This is a genomic window from Ohtaekwangia kribbensis, from assembly GCF_042676245.1.
GTDB classification, from domain to species: domain Bacteria; phylum Bacteroidota; class Bacteroidia; order Cytophagales; family Cyclobacteriaceae; genus Ohtaekwangia; species Ohtaekwangia kribbensis.
The window spans coordinates 1140967-1161104 of sequence record NZ_JBHTKA010000001.1 but is presented as its reverse complement, the minus strand read 5'-3'; the positions used below and the strand labels follow the sequence as shown (position 1 = coordinate 1161104).

The 20138-nt window shown below is 44.7% G+C and carries 11 protein-coding genes; 6 read left to right on the top strand and 5 right to left on the bottom strand.

Annotated elements, in window-relative coordinates:
- Positions 1-48: 48 nt before the first annotated feature.
- Positions 49-453, bottom strand: a complete 405-nt coding sequence (locus ACFQ21_RS04550; protein WP_377575453.1) for a response regulator — start codon at positions 451-453, stop codon at positions 49-51.
- A 62-nt stretch (positions 454-515) separates the two neighbouring features.
- On the opposite strand from ACFQ21_RS04550, the gene ACFQ21_RS04545 reads away from it, so the two are divergent.
- On the top strand, positions 516-4214 hold the full coding sequence (locus ACFQ21_RS04545) for a chemotaxis protein CheB (RefSeq protein WP_377575451.1): 3699 nt from the start codon (positions 516-518) through the stop codon (positions 4212-4214).
- On the opposite strand, the gene ACFQ21_RS04540 is transcribed toward ACFQ21_RS04545, so the two are convergent.
- Entirely contained in the window at positions 4200-4601 is a 402-nt protein-coding gene (locus ACFQ21_RS04540) for a response regulator (protein ID WP_377575449.1), read from the bottom strand. The two genes, ACFQ21_RS04545 and ACFQ21_RS04540, sit on opposite strands and share 15 nt — an antisense overlap.
- Positions 4602-5142: 541 nt before the next feature.
- Between ACFQ21_RS04540 and ACFQ21_RS04535 the strand changes: the two genes are divergently transcribed.
- Entirely contained in the window at positions 5143-5523 is a 381-nt protein-coding gene (locus ACFQ21_RS04535) for a hypothetical protein (protein WP_377575446.1), read from the top strand.
- 87 nt (positions 5524-5610) lie between these two features.
- Here the strand turns inward: ACFQ21_RS04535 and groL are convergent, their stop codons facing one another.
- Together groL and ACFQ21_RS04525 are read right to left on the bottom strand one after the other, a co-directional pair.
- Positions 5611-7248: a chaperonin GroEL gene (groL, locus tag ACFQ21_RS04530; RefSeq protein WP_377575443.1), complete on the bottom strand. Its 1638-nt coding sequence runs from the start codon at positions 7246-7248 to the stop codon at positions 5611-5613.
- Positions 7249-7278: 30 nt separating this feature from the next.
- Positions 7279-7557: a co-chaperone GroES gene (locus ACFQ21_RS04525; RefSeq protein ID WP_377575440.1), complete on the bottom strand. Its 279-nt coding sequence runs from the start codon at positions 7555-7557 to the stop codon at positions 7279-7281.
- A 477-nt stretch (positions 7558-8034) separates the two neighbouring features.
- Here ACFQ21_RS04525 and ACFQ21_RS04520 point away from each other — a divergent pair, with 477 nt between their 5' ends.
- Both ACFQ21_RS04520 and ACFQ21_RS04515 read left to right on the top strand, forming a co-directional pair.
- Positions 8035-8745, top strand: a complete 711-nt coding sequence (locus ACFQ21_RS04520; RefSeq protein ID WP_377575438.1) for a hypothetical protein — start codon at positions 8035-8037, stop codon at positions 8743-8745.
- 151 nt (positions 8746-8896) lie between these two features.
- Positions 8897-9388 (top strand): hypothetical protein, encoded by a 492-nt coding sequence (locus ACFQ21_RS04515; RefSeq protein WP_377575435.1) that lies wholly within the window; start codon positions 8897-8899, stop codon positions 9386-9388.
- Between the two features lie 125 nt (positions 9389-9513).
- Here ACFQ21_RS04515 and ACFQ21_RS04510 read toward each other — a convergent pair whose 3' ends face one another.
- Positions 9514-10773 (bottom strand): asparagine synthetase B, encoded by a 1260-nt coding sequence (locus tag ACFQ21_RS04510; RefSeq protein ID WP_377575432.1) that lies wholly within the window; start codon positions 10771-10773, stop codon positions 9514-9516.
- Between the two features lie 166 nt (positions 10774-10939).
- On the opposite strand from ACFQ21_RS04510, the gene ACFQ21_RS04505 reads away from it, so the two are divergent.
- Positions 10940-12175 (top strand): ABC transporter permease, encoded by a 1236-nt coding sequence (locus tag ACFQ21_RS04505; protein ID WP_377575430.1) that lies wholly within the window; start codon positions 10940-10942, stop codon positions 12173-12175.
- 502 nt (positions 12176-12677) lie between these two features.
- Entirely contained in the window at positions 12678-20138 is a 7461-nt protein-coding gene (locus ACFQ21_RS04500; RefSeq protein ID WP_377575428.1) for a S8 family serine peptidase, read from the top strand.

The following is a 20138-nucleotide window of genomic DNA, read 5'->3' as shown; positions in this document are numbered from 1 at the left end:
ATCTGTAAAGACAGGTTCGCTTTTTTTATGGATGGCTTATAAAAGGGATTAGTTTTTCTCAGCGTGCTGCGTGGCGATCTGCGTAATAGCTGTAACGGTTTGGTTGAATCCATCGACAGTAGCAGGCTTGCTCAGGAATTTATCGGCTCCGCACTTCAAACAGAAGTCCATGTCTTCTTTCGAAGAGGAAGTGGTAAGGATCACTACAGGGATATGATTGAAGCGCGAAGCTTTTAGGGAAATAAGTACCTCACGTCCGTGCATTTTCGGAAGATTCAAATCCAGAATAATAATATCGGGGAAATTATTGCACACTTCCAGGTAGGACAACACCTTATCACCTTCTTTAATTGACTCCATGGAAAACTCTACATCATTGTCATGCAGCGCTTCTAAAAGGAGTTCAACGTCATCCGGATCATCTTCTACCAAAAGAATGTTGAGGAGATTCATTGCTTAAATATAGGCACATTAATTTACCCGGCAAATTCCAAAAAATTGGCTTTTGAGTTAAAATGGCCCACTTAGTACGACATTCAAAACACTATATTGTTGGCGTTGGCGCCTCTGCAGGCGGCATGGAAGCAATTCACGATTTGTTCGACAATATAGATCAGCACACAGGCTTCTCCTTTGTTATTATCCAACACCTTTCACCCGATTATAAAAGTCTCATGGTTGAATTGCTGTCCAAGCATACTTCCATGGATGTGTTTGAAGCGGAAGATGGAATGACTGTTCAGCCGGATTGTATATATATACTTCCGCGCAAGAAAACGATGACAATACGAGAGGGAAAACTTTGGCTGGAGGAAAAAGAAAATACGCCTCAGCCAAATCATGCGATCGATATTTTCTTTTCTTCTCTTGCTATCGACAAAGGTAAAGATGCCCTTGCTATAATTCTGTCGGGAACCGGTACCGATGGATCGCGTGGTATAGCGGCTGTAAAAGAGAGGGGGGGTATTGTAATCGTACAGGACCCGCAGAGTGCAGCGTTTGACGGTATGCCAAACAGCGCGATTGCTACGGGACTTGTAGACCTGGTATTGCCACCTGAAATAATGGGCAACGAGATTTTGGACTTTCTGAGGGAAGTACCGCTGATCCGTTCCATGAACACTCTTACAAAAGCTGAAGAAGCTTTGGTAAAAGATATACTGCAGATGTTGCATGACCACACGCAACATGACTTCATGCACTATAAACGGCCAACGTTGTTCAGGCGACTGGCCAAGCGCATGACGGAACTGGAGATTAAAACATTAAAAGAGTATCGCGATTATCTGCGCGATAACGGACAGGAACTTGAAATACTCTGTAAAGAATTCCTGATCAATGTAACACGCTTCTTCCGTGATGGTGATGCGTTCGAATGTCTTCGGGTTGAAGTTATACCCGGTATATTTTCACTCAAGAAACCGGGTGAAGTAATCAAGATATGGATTGCCGCCTGTAGCAGTGGTGAAGAAGCATATTCTGTGGCCATTCTGTTGCTGGAACACCTGGAGATGGTAAATGTTAATTGTACCATAAAAGTATTTGCAACAGATATAGATGAAGAGGCGCTTGAAGTGGCTTCGCGTGGTATATATAGTGAATCGATTGCGGCAGATGTACCTTCAAATTTTCTGCAGAAGTATTTTATTAAAGAGGGCAATACCTATCGTGTGTCTCAGGAGTTGAGAAAAGTGGTTGTGTTTGCGAATCATGATATTCTGCGCGACCCGCCATTCAGCAAGCTCGATCTTATTACGTGCCGGAATATGTTTATATACCTCACGTCTGATCTGCAAACAAAAGCACTAAAGCGTTTTCACTTCGCACTGAATATAAACTCGTACCTGATGCTGGGGCCGAGTGAAAATATAGGTATATTAAAAGATGTGATGCATGAAGTAAGCCGCAAGTGGAAGGTATACCGCTGCCTTACCAAATCGCGTATCACCGACCAGGACGGCATCATTACTCCGTTGGAGAACCGGCTATATGTTAACCCGCAACACCCGTATGCCAAGCAGGTTACCAATAGCATGGCAGAGGCGTTTAAAGAAACTTTGATTGAAGGCAGAAAGATTGCCGGCTTCTTCATCGATCGTGAGTTCAACATCAAGCAGGCCACCGGTAGCTTCAAGCATTTTATGCAGTTGCCGGACGATCACTTCAATTTCAATTTGCTGAAACTTGTGCGCCCGGGCCTCGCTGTTACACTGGGTATATGTGTGCGGAAGGCGCTTGCCAAGAACGAACGCATGGTGATGAGACATGTGTTAATCCCGGAAGATACCGAACATTTCGTGAACATCACGGTGAAGCCTTTTTATCGTCAACCTGATTTTTCGTTTCTATGTGTTGTGCTGGAAGAAGAAGCGATAGAAGGACGGGTGGCATCTGCAGCGAACCTGGCAGCAAGCGACTACGAACGTGTTGCTGAACTTGAAAGAGAGCTGAAAGAGACACGCGAAAATCTTCAGTCGATTATTGAAGAAACTGAAACAACCAATGAAGAGCTTCAATCCAGCAACGAAGAACTCATCTCCACGAACGAGGAGCTGCAAAGTACAAATGAAGAGTTGCAGTCGCTGAACGAAGAACTTCATACCGTAAGCGGAGAGCATCAACTGAAAATAAAAGAACTGCTCGAGCTTAACGATGATCTTAGTAATTACTTTACCAATTCCGGTATAGGGCAGATACTGATCGATAAGAAATTTACGATTCGCAGGTTTAGTCCCGCGGTAAAACAAGTCATTAACCTGATCGAGTCAGATATAGGGCGTTCCATTATGGACATCACGACCAACCTTACGGATATTGATTTTATTGATTGTATACGGCAGGTAATTGCGGAAGGCAAATCTATTCAGAAAGAAGTCCGACTTGTCAATAATTCATATTACTCCGTGCGCATTACACCTTACTTGCGTCATACGCGCGAGAAGGATGGTGTAGTGATTAACCTGATCGATATAACGGAATCGAAGAAGCTGTCCAGTATAATTGAAGGTGTCTTTCACAGCTCAACCAGTGGTGTTATGGCGTACCAGGCTGTACGTAATGAAAAGAATGAAATTGCCGATTTTCAATGTATTGTTGCGAATGAGACAGCCGACAGAATCTTGGGGGCCAGGTTCAAGCCGCTTGTTGGGAAGAGATTGTATAGAGACGTGCGCGATTTTGAGGACTATATTGCCACGTATGTTCAGGTAGTAGAGACCGGTGATGCTGCACGCTTTGAATTTAACAAAGACGATCGTTGGTATGATGTTGTGGTTGTGCGTATGCTGGACGGTGTGGTAACAACGTTCAATGATGTTACCGATAAAAAACGCGCAGCCGATGTTGCCGCACGTAGCTATCATGATTTACAATCCACTTCGCAGAAATTGGTGGAGTCTAATAAATTACTGGAGCGATCTAACTTTGATTTGTTGCAGTTTGCTTCGGTGGCATCGCACGATTTGAAAGAACCTCTTCGCAAGATCCAGGCTTTTGGAAATATACTGCAGTCGAAGATCGAAGATAAACTATCTGAAAGTGAATTGAATTACCTGACGAAGATCGTCTCTGCATCTACACGCATGCAGACATTAATTGAAGATGTGCTGACGCTTTCGAAGTTATCCAATCGTGAATTATATAAGGAGAAGACTGATCTGAACAGAATCGTAAGACGCATTTGTGATGATCTCGATATTACCATCACGGAGAAGAATGCGGAGATCACTGTGGGTACATTGCCTATTATCAATGCTGTTCCGGGGCAAATGAGACAACTCTTTCAGAATCTTCTGACCAATGCGTTAAAGTTCAGCAATAAAGATATACCGCGGATAATTATTGAAGAGCACGCCATTACGGATGACATGGCGACTGATTACAACATTCGTAAAGAAGATTTTGTGTGCGTGAAGGTAGAAGACAACGGAATTGGTTTTGAAAATGAATACCGCGACAAGATCTTCGGTATATTTCAACGATTACACGGCCGTAACTATGAAGGCACGGGTATAGGTTTATCTATTGCCAAGAAGATCGTAGAGATACACGGAGGTATAATTGACGGAAAAGGAGAGTTGAATAAAGGCGCCACATTTTTAGTCATCCTTCCGATCGATGGCGTGAGAATAGAATTCGATGGTCACGATGGACTCCAGCTCCTGGATGGTAAAGATGGTCACGAAAAACGCGATGGAAAATCAGGAACGAACTAGAAGTTCTTTTAATCGCTCCAGTGATACAGGCTTGGTAACATACGCCATCACTTCTTCAAAGCTTTGGGCCTGGTTGATGTCACGCGGGTGATCAGACGAACTCACCACCATGATATCAACCTGCTTGCTCAACGTGCCTTTGATTTCCTTGAACTTGGAGAGGAAGTCCCAGCCATTTACAACCGGCATATAAATGTCCAACAGAATAATGTCGGGTAATTGATTTGTTGCTTTCGGGTTGGTCTGCAGATAATCCAGCGCAGCACGTGCACTGTTATAAATAGTGATGATGTCAGCTAATTCCCCGAGTTCAGCCAGTCGTTTGAGCATAAATGATGACATAGGATCATCATCAATTATCCAGATATTCGGTATTCTATTGCCCATAGACAGCTTTTACTTCAGATTTGTTGTTATGCCAAATTTATAGGAAATCCTTATAATTCAGCAGTTTCCATGGGAACGGCATAGGTTACAGGCACAGGTTTGAGTGTAAGATAAATACGTATATACGCGTATTTTTTACAGGAATGTAAGTGTCAACCAGACCGTTGGCTGCTTTTCACAGAATCATCGTGTGTTTTATCTATATATAGGTTTTGTGCATGATACACATTGCGGTAAGGTGTGTGTTCTTTCAGCATAAAAGAAGAGGCTGCATTTCAATGCATCAACACACAACCGTGTCGTGCATGCTAGATTTATACATGCTTGTTTATACATACATCCCAAGCCCTGTCAAAAGAGTATATTTTAAGCTTGTAAGTTTTTCAAAAAGAATACTTTGTATGTCGTATGGCTATACCGTTGGATTAGCATGTTGAGTGACAACTTGAATAAAAAATACACAATCTTGCGGTATGTATTTACCCTAACTCGGTCTCATTCTACAACGTTTACTACGCTATAAACAAAATACAATCAGCCCATGAAAAGAATATTAATGATGGCCATGATGGTGTGTGTGCTAGGCGTGGTTGCACAGGCGCAGACTCCGGTAAGACAAACGATCCGTATAACACCTGAGCAAGTGCCGCTTGCAGTGAAGCAAACGTATGACAGGGATTTCAACTCGTTACCGGAAGATGGATATTGGATGGTATATACTGAAACTACTCAGGAAGGAAAGCGTACCGCGACCAAGCCGTTGTGGTATAGCTATCACAAGCGCAGTAAATCAGATCGCATCGAAGTTCGCTTTTTGCCTAACGGTGCGCTGGAGTCTGCCAAAGGTATAGATCGTAACAAGTATAATGTTTCCGACTCAGTATCACTTGATGGTGATAAGAAGAAAGTAGGTACAGACTAAGTGTGTTACTTTGTTTATTGGTTTAGGTAAAAGAAAAAGGCTTCATCATTTGATGAAGCCTTTTTACTTGTATAGATCCGAAGCGGATTACATCATGCCGCCCATGCCGCCACCGTGTGGCATAGCAGGTGCTTCTTTTTCTTCTGGTATTTCTGATACTACTGCTTCAGTAGTTAACAGAAGACCAGCGATAGAAGCTGCATTCTCTAATGCAAGGCGTGATACTTTAGTAGGATCGATGATACCTGCTTCAAAGAAGTTTTCGTATTTGTTTTCGCGCGCGTTGAAACCGAAGTCTTTCTTGCCATCGCGAACTTTGTTTACGATTACAGAACCTTCCTGACCAGCATTCTCAGAGATGGTTCTCAGAGGAGCTTCCAGTGCAAGGCGAACGATGTTTACACCCGTAGCCTGGTCATCGTTATCAAGACCAAGAGCAGTTACATCTTTCAGTGCTTCGATAGCACGGATATAGGCTACACCACCACCTGGAACGATACCTTCCTGAACAGCAGCGCGTGTTGCGTGCAATGCATCGTCAACGCGATCTTTCTTTTCTTTCATTTCAACTTCTGTAGCAGCACCAATGTAAAGTATAGCTACACCGCCAGAAAGTTTAGCAAGACGCTCCTGCAGTTTTTCTTTATCGTAATCAGATGTAGTTGATTCGATCTGAGCTTTGATCTGCGCTACGCGACCATCGATGTCAGCTTTTTTACCAGCACCGTTTACGATCGTAGTATTGTCTTTGTCGATGTTGATTTTCTCAGCACGACCGAGCATATCCAATGTAGCGTTCTCCAGTTTGAAACCTTGCTCTTCAGAGATCACTTTACCTCCTGTAAGGATTGCGATATCTTCCAGCATTGCTTTTCTTCTGTCGCCAAAGCCAGGAGCTTTAACAGCGGCTACGCGTAATGCACCACGGATTTTGTTTACCACCAGTGTAGCAAGCGCTTCGCCTTCTACTTCTTCAGAGATGATAACAAGTGGTTTACCGGTTTGTGCAGATTGCTCCAGTATAGGAAGCAATTCTTTCATGCTGCTGATCTTCTTGTCGTAGATCAGAACGAAAGGATTGTCCAGATCGGCTTCCATTTTCTCCGTGTTGGTAACGAAGTAAGGAGACAGGTAACCGCGATCGAACTGCATACCTTCTACAGTCTTCACTTCAGTTTCAGTTCCTTTAGCTTCTTCTACTGTGATCACACCATCTTTACCAACTTTGTCCATAGCATCGGCAATCATTTTACCAATGGTAGTGTCGCTGTTAGAAGATATAGTTGCTACTTGTGCGATCTCGTTAGAGTCTTTTATCTTTTTAGATTGTTTCTTCAGGTTTTCAACAACAGCATCAACAGCTTTGTCGATACCGCGTTTCAGGTCCATCGGGTTAGCACCGGCAGCCACGTTCTTAATACCGTGTGCATAGATAGCTTGTGCCAATACAGTAGCGGTTGTTGTACCGTCACCGGCAGCATCAGCAGTTTTAGAAGCAACTTCTTTCACGAGTTGTGCACCCATGTTTTCGATAGGATCTTTCAACTCGATTTCTTTCGCTACGGATACACCGTCTTTTGTTACCGTAGGAGCACCGAATTTCTTGTCAAGAATAACATTGCGTCCTTTAGGACCCAGAGTAACTTTAACGGCATCCGCTAGTTTGTCAACACCCTTCTTAATTCTGTCGCGGGCGGACGTATCAAAGGTTATTTCTTTAGCCATAATTCTTAGTTGATTGTTTGAGTTGATTGATTAAATGATTCCGAAGATATCAGAGTTACGCATGATGAGGTACTCTTTTCCATCGATGTTGATTTCAGTACCGGCATACTTTCCATAGAGTACAGTATCTCCAACTTTCACTGTTACCGGCTTGTCTTTCAGACCTTCGCCTATAGCGATGATTGTGCCTTTCTGAGGCTTCTCTTTAGCTGTGTCAGGAATGATGATTCCAGACGCTGTCTTCGTTTCAGCTTCAGCGGGTTCAACTAGCACCCTGTCCTCATTTGGTTTAAAGTTGATTTTTGCCATATACGTAATGGATTTTTAAGGTTTAACAAATTTGATAGTCACCGCTTAACAGCTTTTGTGCCATGGCGGAAAGAGACGCGAATAACGGACAATTTTTCCAATTCCTGTCAGCTTTTACTACCTTATTATCCCCTTGGTGGCATGAAATTAGAATGCAATAATGGCAAGATGGCAGTAGGGGCGAAGGGTGCTAAGCGATGAAAAAGTTAGAAAGTCCGGAAGACTAATAGTCGGGAAGCTTGAGTTCGTGCAGGTGGCGCGATTCATTATCAAACCCAATTTTCAAATTTCTCCGTTCCTCAGACTCGGATTTTTTTACGTTCTGACTTTCGGTCTTCCGGACTTCCCGATTTCACTAACTCAATCAAAAACTCCCACTTTCCTCCAAACCTTACGCTCCACTTTGCGATTTTCTAACCTCGGGTCTTTACTGCTTCAAAAGGATTTGTTAAATTTTATTTGTTAAAACGCACAGATATGGAAAAATTGTCAAAAGACTGGCTGACGCAGGGCTTGATTGATTTTGAGTATAAGAAGTATGTGTTGCTGGCATATCTTCAAACCGTACGAAGTTCATTCGGCAAAGTTGAACTATATCCGTTCCTCGCTGACCTGGTTTTTCATTACCGGAATTTGTTAGCGGTAAAAGAAAACAAAACGCTTATACGCGAATCATTTCCAAAAGAGATATCACTGGAAGAATTCCGCAAGCTTGAGTTAACATACCGACAGTTGGTAGAAGATGATGCTGTTATGACCGAACTTGAAAACATCATCGACTTCTCATTGCCGAAGATAAAAGACTCGCTGCAGGAAGGTTCGGTGATCTATGAATATGTAGAGTCGCAGTGCGAGATTGCTCCTATAGGGGTAACGCCACTATATGCTAATGAAGGCTATCTCTTTGTAACGGTGCCTCCTGAAAAGGAAACCAACATTTACCGCTACCAGGTGAGTATATTTGAAGGGAGCCAGGAACAACTACGCAGCCTCAATACCGAATTTATAGAGTGTGTTGAGAAGCGTCCGCTGTATACTTACGAGAATTTGAAACTCGACCTGATCCGGAAATTTACCGATCTGCCAAACCCGGCTACCTATCTGATTTTGTCGAAGATGAAGTTCCCGTTTTACGAAACCTTAATGCCGGTGGCCAAGCGACTCTTCGTAAAACATATATCGAAGTAAGGACTGATCGGGATTTCAGATGTTGCTACTCATACCGGGTATCTCTCTGAAATCCAAAACTTTTTGGTATATACTATACATGTAATATATAGCTCGTTTTCAGACTACTTTAATAATAACAAGTTGAGTTCTTTGTATCAAAGAACCCCACATGAAAAAGAACTTCCTCCTTTTAAGCATGCTGTCCGTAGCAGCTTTCTCCTGCAAAGACGATATCGAAAATCCTGCATACAATTTCAAAGATCAGAATCTGACCGGAAAGATTGACAATGCCGACTGGGCTTATCAGGCCGGTTATGCATCGCAAGATGGGGCTTCGTCAGAGAGTACGCTTTATATTACACTGGTACAAGGGCATGAAGGCGAAGGGTGTAGTGTAACTCCGGAGGGCGATCATGTTTTCTTTACCGTGCCGAACGCAACGGGTTTATACAAGCTTAAGTTTGATTACAACAACTGGGATGCAGAGGACAACCAGATTGTAACGTTATTCGACAAAGAGACAACGACCAACTACTTTGCTTCTGAAGGAGCCGTAGAAATCACATCGATCACATCGACTCAGATCTCCGGCCGAATTGATGCCCGTTCCGAAGAAGACACCTTCGTAAACGGCCGCTTCACCATCACCATCTGCAACTGATATTTTTCTAACCTAACCTGATAGATAAGCGAAAAGGCACGTACTCCGTGCCTTCGCTTTTTATATACTATATATTATCTGTTGCCCTATCCAATAACATCAACACGCGAACACCTTAACACAACTCACGTTTTCTGCTTCTTCTTCTTCGCAGCCGGGAACAACACATTGTTCAAAATAAGTCTATAGCCCGGTGAGTTCGGATGCTGATTGAGGTCGGTAGGTTCTTCACCAACCTGGTGCTGGTAATCTTCCGGATCGTGTCCGCCATAAAAAGTCCAGAAGCCTTTGCCGAGTACACCGTGAATATACTTGGCTTCCTTGATCTCTTTATTCTCGCCCATAACCAGTACATCCGGTTTGATAAGATGCTTTTTGAAACCTGTAGTCTGTCCGAAAAATCCCTGGATTACCTGCGTGTGATTTTGTGTCAGCATCGTAGGGATAGGGTCCCACTTGGCAGAGAATTCGAATACCGAGAAGTAATCATTGTCTTGACGAAGCCCGCGTTCATTGGGTTGATTGTCGATATCCGAAAATTCATATTGAAGCGGATTACGCTCCAATCGGAAATTGGTAAACGCGAGTGTATTGTCGTAGTTTAATTTTTGCTGCGCCTGCGGATCAGCCGGATCGCCATCGTACATGTGATCGCAGATGTCAACACCATCTGCTGCCAAAGCTATATCATAGCTATCAGTAGCCGAGCACATCGCGAATAGGAATCCGCCACCACTAACAAACTCTTTTATCTTTTTGGAAACAGCAAGTTTCAATTGTGATACTTTATGGAATCCATGTTTACGCGCGAGGTCTTCTGCTTCCTTCTGTTGTTCTACATACCACGGATAATTACTGAACTGACTATAGAACTTTCCATACTGTCCGGTAAAGTCTTCGTGATGCAAGTGTATCCAGTCGTATTTCGGGAGTACACCATTCATTACTTCATCATCGAAGATCACATCATACGGAATTTCTGCATACGTTAATACGAGCGTAACGGCATCGTCCCACGGTTGCTTGCTTTTGGGAGAGTATACGGCAATGCGCGGATACTTTTCGAGTTTCATCAGATCGTAGTTAACGGCAGGACTCGCAATCTCATTGATGATCTGGTTTGCCTGCGCATCGGAAATAACTTCGAAGCTCACGCCACGCACCACGAGTTCATTCTGTATAGCCGGATGATACTGACACATAAAACTACCACCGCGATAGTTCAGCAACCAGTCAACTTCCATTTCACTTTTCAATATCCAATATGCAATGCCATACGCCTTCAGGTGGTTGGCCTGCTTTCCATCCATTGGTATAAAAATCGAATTAGCCATGCCGATCTTACCGATCAGCACCAAGGCGAGTAAAATCACACATTTCTTCATACACGACCCATTATTCAGTTTAAATTTACAACACTTGCGTAACATTCACGAGAATGATGCCCGAATTTGGTAATAACGCAGGCCGGCTAAATTTTAGTTGCCCGTACGTGTAACATTTCGGGCCGTTTATCAACCTATGTATACGCTCTAAACGTTTCAGACAGACATGGATATTGTTGAAAATATGAAGGAAGGCCTCCGGTCAGTGAGGGCCAACTTGCTGCGATCGATCCTTACCGCGCTGATTGTAGCCATTGGTATAACTTCACTGGTAGGTATACTCACAGCTATTGATGGTATCGAACAATCGGTTAACGAGAGTCTGGCGTCACTGGGCGTGAATACATTTGATATTAAATCCAAAACGAACCGGGGTGCCAACAACCAGGGCAGGACGGAGAAGGTGTATCCACAGATCACCCTTACGGAAGCGTTTCAGTTTATCGAGAAATATAGTGTACCCTCAACGAAAAGTCTCGCAGCCGATCTTACCTATGTTGCCGAAGTAAAACGCAAATCCAAAAAGACAAACCCAAATGTGCGCGTTATAGGATGTAACGAAGAGTATGCCGCTATAAAAGCACTGGAGTTACAAGACGGCCGTAACTTTTCACGTATAGAGATCGAGCGTGGTTCGCAGGTAGCGGTGCTCGGGTATAAGATATATAAGACGTTGTATGAAGAGAACGAAAAAGTGATGGGCTCTGAAGTAACATTTCTGGGAGCGCAGTTCAGAGTGATTGGAGTACTGGAAGAGAAAGGACAACTGGCTGAAGATAATTTTGACAACATGGTGCTGGTGCCGGTGATCAAAGCCAACCAGATGGCGAAGGGCCGTGGACTAAGTTATGAACTTACAGTAGGTATAAATGATCCGACCCAGGTTGAATATGCTATGGGTGAAGCTACTGGAGTGATGCGTAACATTCGTCACGATCGTATCGGAACGCCGGATTCATTCGAACTTGAAAAGAGTGAGACACTGGCTGAGAACATGGCTACTATTACCAATGCACTGCGTATAGGCGGCTTCAGTGTTGGCTTTATAACACTGCTGGGTGCATCTATAGCTTTGATGAACATCATGCTTGTATCCGTTACCGAACGAACCCGCGAAGTAGGTGTACGCAAAGCATTGGGAGCAACTCCGCTGCGCATTCGTCAGCAGTTTGTGATCGAAGCTATCGTGGTATGTTTACTCGGAGGTATAGCAGGAGTTATACTTGGTATAATTATAGGCAACCTCATGTCGCGTGCTATGGGTATAGATACCTTTGTAGTACCGTGGATGTGGATGCTGATCGGTATGATTGTGTGTATTGTTGTGGGGCTGATCTCCGGTTACTACCCGGCACACAAAGCTTCGAAACTTGATCCGATCGAGTCGTTGAGATTTGAATAAAATAGTTGCGAGCTGCGAGTTTTAACTACGAGCTCCTGGAAGCGTGCGAAATTATTGCGCTAGCCGTTAGTGCAGAAGGAGTACGCTCGGACTAGGTGCATCTATCAAGATTTTGTTAATCGATATTCCTGTTCTTTATTCTCCCTATTCATCTGAGGTTGGCGGGAGCGTGTTCGTGCTCGGGTGTTCCTAACCTCATCGTACGATGAAGTCTTAACCTTTTTCTTTCTATATGTCAGGTGGAAAACGCTTCCCCAGTATCATGCCAGAATACCAGGCACCAGGCTAAACGCGCATCTGCCAGCGGCCTGCAGCTAGCAGGGCAGTGTCCACTCAATCAACAGATAAACAGTATCTTAAAATCCCATTGTACAGTCATTGTGCAGTCCCATCTTCTCGTCTGTATGGTCGTTGTGAATAGCGCTTTTGGGGTATAGCTGTCTTTAATTGCCTACTGTTGCATGTGCGATGCACCCAATAATCATTAACCTAATCAAAACCTATGAAGAATTTTCTACGGCTAATGTCCTTAACAACCGTGGTCTGTTTGCTGATAGCAGGCAGCATCGTGGATGTGTGGGCACAAACAACATCGGCAGCTGTGGTGAGCGGCAAAGTGCGGATAAAGTTCAGCTCCGGGATGGAGGCCACCTTGAAGACCATGAAGGTCGCACGCAAGAGTGGTTACATCCAGACCGGTATAGCGGGCTTTGATGCGCTGGCGGTAAAACACAAGGCAATGGAAATGACGCGCGTCTTTCCTTACAATCCCAAAAAAGAAGCAGTACACCGCAAGCACGGCTTACACCTCTGGTACGAACTTACCGTTCCGCTGAACACGGATGTAGAGTCGGCAGCACGGGAGTTCAAGAGACTCGGTAATATAGCGCATGCGGAACCCATCCGCGCCAAAGCAGCAATACAGCCGGGCAAGGCTACCATTGTTTCCGATGCGCGCATCAGCTCCGTAACGGAAGCAGTGAACGATCCGCTTTTCTATCTGCAATGGCATTATGAAAATGATGGCGAGACCAACGGAGGTATACCCGAAGCCGACATCAACCTGGTAGAAGCATGGAAGGTACAGACTGGTGATCCGAATGTGATTGTGGCCGTACACGATCTCGGTATAGATGTAAAGCACCGCGACCTCGCAGCGAACGTATGGGTAAACCTTGCCGAGAAGAATGGTCGCCCCGGAGTAGATGACGATTACAACGGCTATATAGATGACATCAACGGTTACGATTTTTCAGGTGACTCGGGTACTATACCTCCCGGTGATCACGGAACACACGTAGCCGGTACGATTGCAGCCGTTACCAACAACGGCATTGGCGTGAGCGGTGTAGCCGGTGGTGATGGCGTGAACAGTGGTGTAAAGGTAATGAGCGCCAAGATACTCAACGGTATGTACGACAACACTGCAGCTTCCTATATATATGCTGCGGATAACGGAGCCGTGATCTCGCAAAACTCATGGACTTACACAACGCCCGGTGCATACGATCAGGCTGTGCTGGATGCCATCGATTATTTTATAGAAGAGGCTGGTAATTATCCGAACAGTCCGATGAAAGGAGGGATTGTGATCTTTGCAGCGGGTAACTCGAACAACGATCTCGACTATTATCCCGAAGCATACGATCATGTGATGGCTGTAGCATCGCTGGGAAGAACCAATCAGAAAGCATTTTACTCCAACTATGGTGCGAAGGTAGAATTGTCGGCACCGGGTGGCGATCAGTATAACGCCAGCGAGGATGGTATATTAAGTACATTACCCGATAACCAATATGGTTTCTTCCAGGGAACATCCATGGCCTGCCCACATGTGTCGGGTATAGCAGCGTTGGTGGTGTCGCAGCATGGTGGTAAAAATTATACTGCGCAAGACCTTTGGACAGCGTTGATCACGGGTACGCACGACATCAATCAATACAATCCTGACTATATCGATCAGTTAGGCGTAGGCTATATCGATGCAGCATTAGCCTTGAAGACCAACGAGAAGGTGGCGCCTGCTATAGTAACCGACCTGTTAGCAGCCGATACAGGACAAGACTATATAGGATTAACCTGGAGTGTGAGCAGCGACCGCGATGATGGTGTTGCTGCTAAATACGAGATTACCTATGCACAGGACAGTCTCGATGTGGCGAGGCGCAAAAATATCAAGACAGCTACCGTAGCAAACCTTGGGGATGCCGGGGCAAAAATGCAGTATAGCATCGGTAAGCTTTTTGCCGCTACGAAATATTATGTTGCTATATATGCTATTGATCGCTGGGGAAACAAGTCGGCTATATCTGCGATCATTAAAGTAAAAACAACGGAAGGTCCGAGTGTAATGATCGATCGGTCGTCTCTTGAATTTTCAATTGATGTGACTACCGCCACCCAGGCACAGGATGCTTTCATCATTCAGAACAATGCCAACGGAGAGCTGCGTTGGAAAGGAGAAGTGCGACAGAGAGATTACTCACTCGACTGGAATCATTTGAAATATCCTGCTGCGAAAGTTACCGCAGGATCAGTGCGCAAACCTGGTGTACAACCATCGCACGTTAATCTGAAAGACAGACCGAAGGCTGTTACTACCGGGTATAACGATTCGTATGAGCCTCGCGAAATTCGTCATGTGCTTGATGAATATTATGGCGGGTATATGATCGGTGAAGAAGATACAACGATCTCCAATTCATCGGCTACCAGGTTTATTGTGCCATATGCGGATGGTTTTAACATGACCGATTTGCGCCTGTTGGTGAACAACAACATCGAACGTAACGATCCTCCCTTCATTGTAGAGATATACCGCGGTGAAACCATGGATCGTCAGAACCTGGTATATGCCTCGGAATTTTCCGGTAACTCCAATTATGATGTAGTATATTCATTGCAACTGGGCCAGCAATTATACTTTGCATCCGGCTCAACGTTTTGGGTTGTAGTTCACATGCCTGCCGGACATTTATATCCGCTGGGGATGAGCGAGGAGGCTGCTGATTCTTATTCCGATAATTGCTTTATCAGCTTCGATGTAGGCAAGAACTGGACACCACTGGCAGACGCTATACAGAATCCATACTATGCCTGGGTACAAACGCCTGTATCTAATAGTCCTGCACTCGATCAGTATATTACACTGTTGCCGGAAGAAGGAGCGATTGCCGGTAAAGATATAACACCTGTAGCGGTGGCGGTTGATGGAAGTCACCTGATAAACGGTGAGTATCGCGCTGATGTAGTGGTGTTGAACAACGACTATAGCAACAGTCTCACAGCAATTCCTGTTACGGTACAGGTGAAAGGACAGAAACCCGTGCTTTCCTCTGCATCGGTCGCAGACTTTGGTGGTATATTTATAGGCCGCAGTAAAGAACTTGAGCTTACTATAAACAACACCGGCTATGGCAACTTTATAGTAGATAATGCCACGGTAAGCAATGACGATTTTGTTATTACCAATACTCCATACAAGATTAATGCCTTGGGTAATGGTAAGGTCAGTGTAAAGTATACCGCCAAACAAACCGGCACCAGCAATGGAGTGCTTACCTTATCTGATGCCAGTGGAAATAAATATAGTATATCGTTAGTAGGTGTAGGGATATCGCCTTCGAAGATCAGTCTTACTCCGGCTGCTGCTACCTATAACCTGGCACTCGGTGCTACCGCTACGGGTAAATTTACGATTAAGAACACCGGTAACTATCCGCTGCAATATTTCATGCCGAAGTATGCGAGCGGTGAAGGTATAGACTATGTGAGCGAAGGGTATAATGCTTACGGATATTCCTATCGCACCAGTACCGATGGTTCAGGCCTTGCATACACTTGGGAAGATATAGCAGCTACCGGTAAGGACATCACGACCTTCTTTAAAGATGTAGTGAACAATGATTTTTACCCGGTAAAACTGGGATTCGATTTCCCGATCTTTAACCAGACTACCGATCAACTGATGATCACACGCTATGGTATGCTCACCATCGATGATAAAGTAAATGTGGTGGGGAATATGATCGATATAGGAAGCGAGTATATGCCCTTTGGATTTATATCCGCATTTAACCAAGGTATAAGCGCTGAAGGTGGTAAAATATACTACCAGGCGAAACCAGGCAAGCTGATTGTGCAATACGATAATGTACCGCACGAGTGGGACGACACGCAGCACATCACCTTCCAGATCATTGTATATGATAATGGAAATGTATTGATCAACTATAAAGACATCAGCCTGGATGCATTCAATACAAACTATATCGAGGTGGCGATCGAAGACCCGGCCAAGAAATTCGGATACCTGATCTCCAACTATGAAAAGCCATTGAATGCAGCGAGTGGATTCTCTGTAGAAATTAATTCTCCGGGAAGAGACATAATGCAGGAGATTTCTTCCACTACCGGAACACTGGCGGTTGGCGCATCAACCGATGTTACTTATAAGGTTGAAACAAGTGATCTGACGGAAGGCAGCTTCTGGCAAAACCTTGTGATCGTCAGCAATGATCCGGCAACACCAGCCCAGGTGTTCAAAGCACAAGTGAATATAACCTCCGGTGGCACACCCAATATCGCTCTGAGTACAGATGCACTCGACCTTGGTGATGTTTTTATTGGTGATGAAGTAAACGATATCGTGCAGGTACAAAACACAGGCACAAAAGCCATCAGTATCAAGAGTATTACTTCCGATCATGGATATTTCACAATAACACACGATGCGCTTCCGTATAGTCTGAAGGCGCGGTCGTCCCTATATATTGGTGTAGCCAAAAAGGGAGTCACGGCAGGAGAGGTGAACGATAATCTTCACATTACCTTCAGCGATAACTCGGTGAAACATGTAGCGGTACATGCTGTGGTACAAACGCCTCCGAATATAGCGTTGGCATATGATGCTATCGAAGATGTACTGGAAGCCGGAACATCTGCTGATCATACGATCAGTATTACCAATAACGGAGCCAGTACATTGAACGTAGTGCCATCCGGTACATCGTGGGTGTACCCGGTCGATACAGAAACTGTAGCAGGTGCAGCCGGTATACAATATCCGAAGAATACATATTACTGGTCTACCAGCAAAGATGGTTCTGTGCAATATGTATGGGAGGAGATCATGAAGAAAGAAAACCGGATTGATTTTGTGATTGATGGTTATCCGGAAGAGAAAGAGATGCCACTGCCTTTTGCATTTAGATTCTACGGCAAGGAGTATAACAAAGTATATGTGAGCACGAATGGCCTGGTATATTTTACCCCGAACCAGCCCGTGGGCATCTTTACATCCGGAACGATACCTGATCCGGAAGGTCCGAATAACTTCATCGCACCTTTCTGGAGCAACGGAGCTTTTTATTCACTTGATAACGATGTATATGGTGTATACTATCATGCTACCGAAGATGTAGTAACGATCGAATATGTAAACCAATACAATATATTTGGCATGGGCGATCCGTGGAACATGCAGGTGTTGCTCTATAAGAATGGTAACATTCGTTATCAATACCAGATACCCGGATGGACTTATACCAACGGTGGCGTTATAGGTGTAGAGAATGAAGATGGAACGGAGGGTGTGCGTATTGCAGCTTACCAGAATTTTATTGAGAATGGTTTGGCTGTAGTACTTACACCAGCCAATCGCGTAGAGCTGGCAGCGGGTGAAACCAAGACCGTTAACGTACGCGTAGATGCAACGGAGTTGATGGCGGGTGACTATACATCTAACCTGTTGCTGCAAACCAACGTGCCAGGAAAAACATCACTCCATATACCGGTGTCACTTACGGTAACGGGTGTTCCGAAACTGATCGCTCCGGATGCAGTAGACTTCGGTGATGTGGTTGCGAAAGAAGCAGATGGTATACCGGCAACCTATAGCCAGGAATTTACCCTGAGCAATACTGGTGCAGCTATGCTGAACTTCACACAACTGCAAATGAAGAGCGGAAGTGATATGACACTTTGGATGGAGATGTCTGGATTCTTTGGAAACTACTGGGCACAAATTCCGGGTGAAGTTGCCGCGGGTGATATTATACTTTCTCCCAAGCAAACACAGAAGTTCAGAATTACTGTATCGCCTGCTATGGACAATTATACATTAACGGATGCACTGGTGATAGAAAGTAATGATCCTGCAGGACTTATCGAAATACCGGTGCAGGCGAATGTTGTACTTCCTCCGGCGATGCGCGTGAGCAGGAAAGAGATCGTATTCCAGGCGAACGACAATACCTATACAGGTAGTGAATCATTCGTGATCAGCAACAAGAAAGGTTTGTCGCCATTGAAATATAGTGTTTCGATGCAGTATCAGCGCATAGGTACAACGTTGGCGCCTGTAGCTGAAAAATCTGTGAAGAGCGGAGCTATTCCTTCCATCGAGCTTGCATCAGCAGGTCTTCAAACAGGTATAACAGCCGTAGAAGGCTATAACCGTACGCTGGAATATATAGCGGAAGATCAGGCCGATAATATGCTCGGCTTTGGAATTGGTGGCGCATTTGTATCGGGTACTAAATTTACAGCGCCTGGCGATGGCTTCACATTAACGCATGTGCAGACATACTATGCTTCCGGTGATCTGGAATCCAGCCTGATCAAAGTAAGTATATATGCAGGCGATGATGTAGAGACGGCAGCCTTGCTGGCCAGTGAAGAATATGAACTGGCACTTGGCAAGAACTACAAGAATACATTGATGTTCGATCTGAAGACTCCGATCACGTTCTATCCGGGCGAAACATTTTTTGTAGTGATCAGCTATCCGCTGGGTACAGGACATCCACAGGGAACTTCTAATCTCACCGAAGCCATGCCGGGTAAATTCCTGTATTATTATTCAGATGCCGGTGTATGGTCCGATATAAATTCCATTCCAGATTATCGCAAGGCCGCATGGTTTGTGAAAGCATTGGAGAAAGATTTCGTAAATGGAAGCTGGCTCACGTTGCCCGCAGTTGCCGAAGGTTCTGTAGCTGCAGGAGATTCACTGACCGTGTCGGTAATGGCTAACGCTGCAAACATGGGTACATCAACGGATGCGTATGCAACCATAGCTATCAGATCAAATGATCCGGCCCATGCAACTACAAGTATCAAGGCACAGCTTCACATCAACCAGGCTCCGCAGTTTGAAGAGAAGGTATATGAGTGGTACGTAACGGAAACAGAAACTTCTGTTTTTGAAGTGCCAGTTACTGACCTGGAAGGAGAAGCAGTAACCGGAACAATACCAGGCGCTCCGACAGGCATGACTTGGACAACATCGGCCACCGGTATAACCGTAACCTATACGCCAGACTATATTTCACCCCGCGTGATTAACTTAACAATACAGGCAAAGGATGCCGGTAACCGAAACAACACTAAACCGGTAACGATCAACGTATGGAATATGAACCGCGCACCTGTAGTGGTAGATCATACCGATCGTCATTACGATTACGCAGCTCCTGCGGATGACATTGCTATGTCTTCGATCATTACTGATCCGGATATCGATGACGTACTGAATGTATCGGCTATATCTTCGGATATCACCGTAGCGGAAGTGATGGCATCCAGCGATAAGCTTCGTATCAAGCCGAAGAAGGCTGGTGAATCTATACTGACAATAACCGCTACCGATAACAGTGGTGCTTCGGTAACAACTACACTGAAGGTTGTCGTAAACCTGGTAACAGCCATTGAGACAACTAACTTCGGTAGTGTAAAGCTGTATCCGAATCCAACCTCGGGTATACTTAATCTTTCGTGGGAAGATGCCGGTGTCAATGTTGAAAACGCTATGATTTTGAATGTTACAGGTGAAGTACTGCAGCAGCCTGCAGTGGCGAACCATTCGCTTCGTGCCGATGTATCATCGCTTGCGCCTGGCTTTTACCTGATCAAGCTTCAGAACAAAGAGACCTCGCATGTTTTCAAATTCATCAAACAATAA

Bases quoted from the DNA above. Each gene is read 5' to 3' on its own strand.
- ACFQ21_RS04550 (WP_377575453.1), bottom strand. From the start codon at position 453: ATGAATCTCCTCAACATTCTTTTGGTAGAAGATGATCCGGATGACGTT.
- ACFQ21_RS04545 (WP_377575451.1), top strand. From the start codon at position 516: ATGGCCCACTTAGTACGACATTCAAAACACTATATTGTTGGCGTTGGC.
- ACFQ21_RS04540 (WP_377575449.1), bottom strand. From the start codon at position 4,601: ATGGGCAATAGAATACCGAATATCTGGATAATTGATGATGATCCTATG.
- ACFQ21_RS04535 (WP_377575446.1), top strand. From the start codon at position 5,143: ATGAAAAGAATATTAATGATGGCCATGATGGTGTGTGTGCTAGGCGTG.
- groL (WP_377575443.1), bottom strand. From the start codon at position 7,248: ATGGCTAAAGAAATAACCTTTGATACGTCCGCCCGCGACAGAATTAAG.
- ACFQ21_RS04525 (WP_377575440.1), bottom strand. From the start codon at position 7,557: ATGGCAAAAATCAACTTTAAACCAAATGAGGACAGGGTGCTAGTTGAA.
- ACFQ21_RS04520 (WP_377575438.1), top strand. From the start codon at position 8,035: ATGGAAAAATTGTCAAAAGACTGGCTGACGCAGGGCTTGATTGATTTT.
- ACFQ21_RS04515 (WP_377575435.1), top strand. From the start codon at position 8,897: ATGAAAAAGAACTTCCTCCTTTTAAGCATGCTGTCCGTAGCAGCTTTC.
- ACFQ21_RS04510 (WP_377575432.1), bottom strand. From the start codon at position 10,773: ATGAAGAAATGTGTGATTTTACTCGCCTTGGTGCTGATCGGTAAGATC.
- ACFQ21_RS04505 (WP_377575430.1), top strand. From the start codon at position 10,940: ATGGATATTGTTGAAAATATGAAGGAAGGCCTCCGGTCAGTGAGGGCC.
- ACFQ21_RS04500 (WP_377575428.1), top strand. From the start codon at position 12,678: ATGAAGAATTTTCTACGGCTAATGTCCTTAACAACCGTGGTCTGTTTG.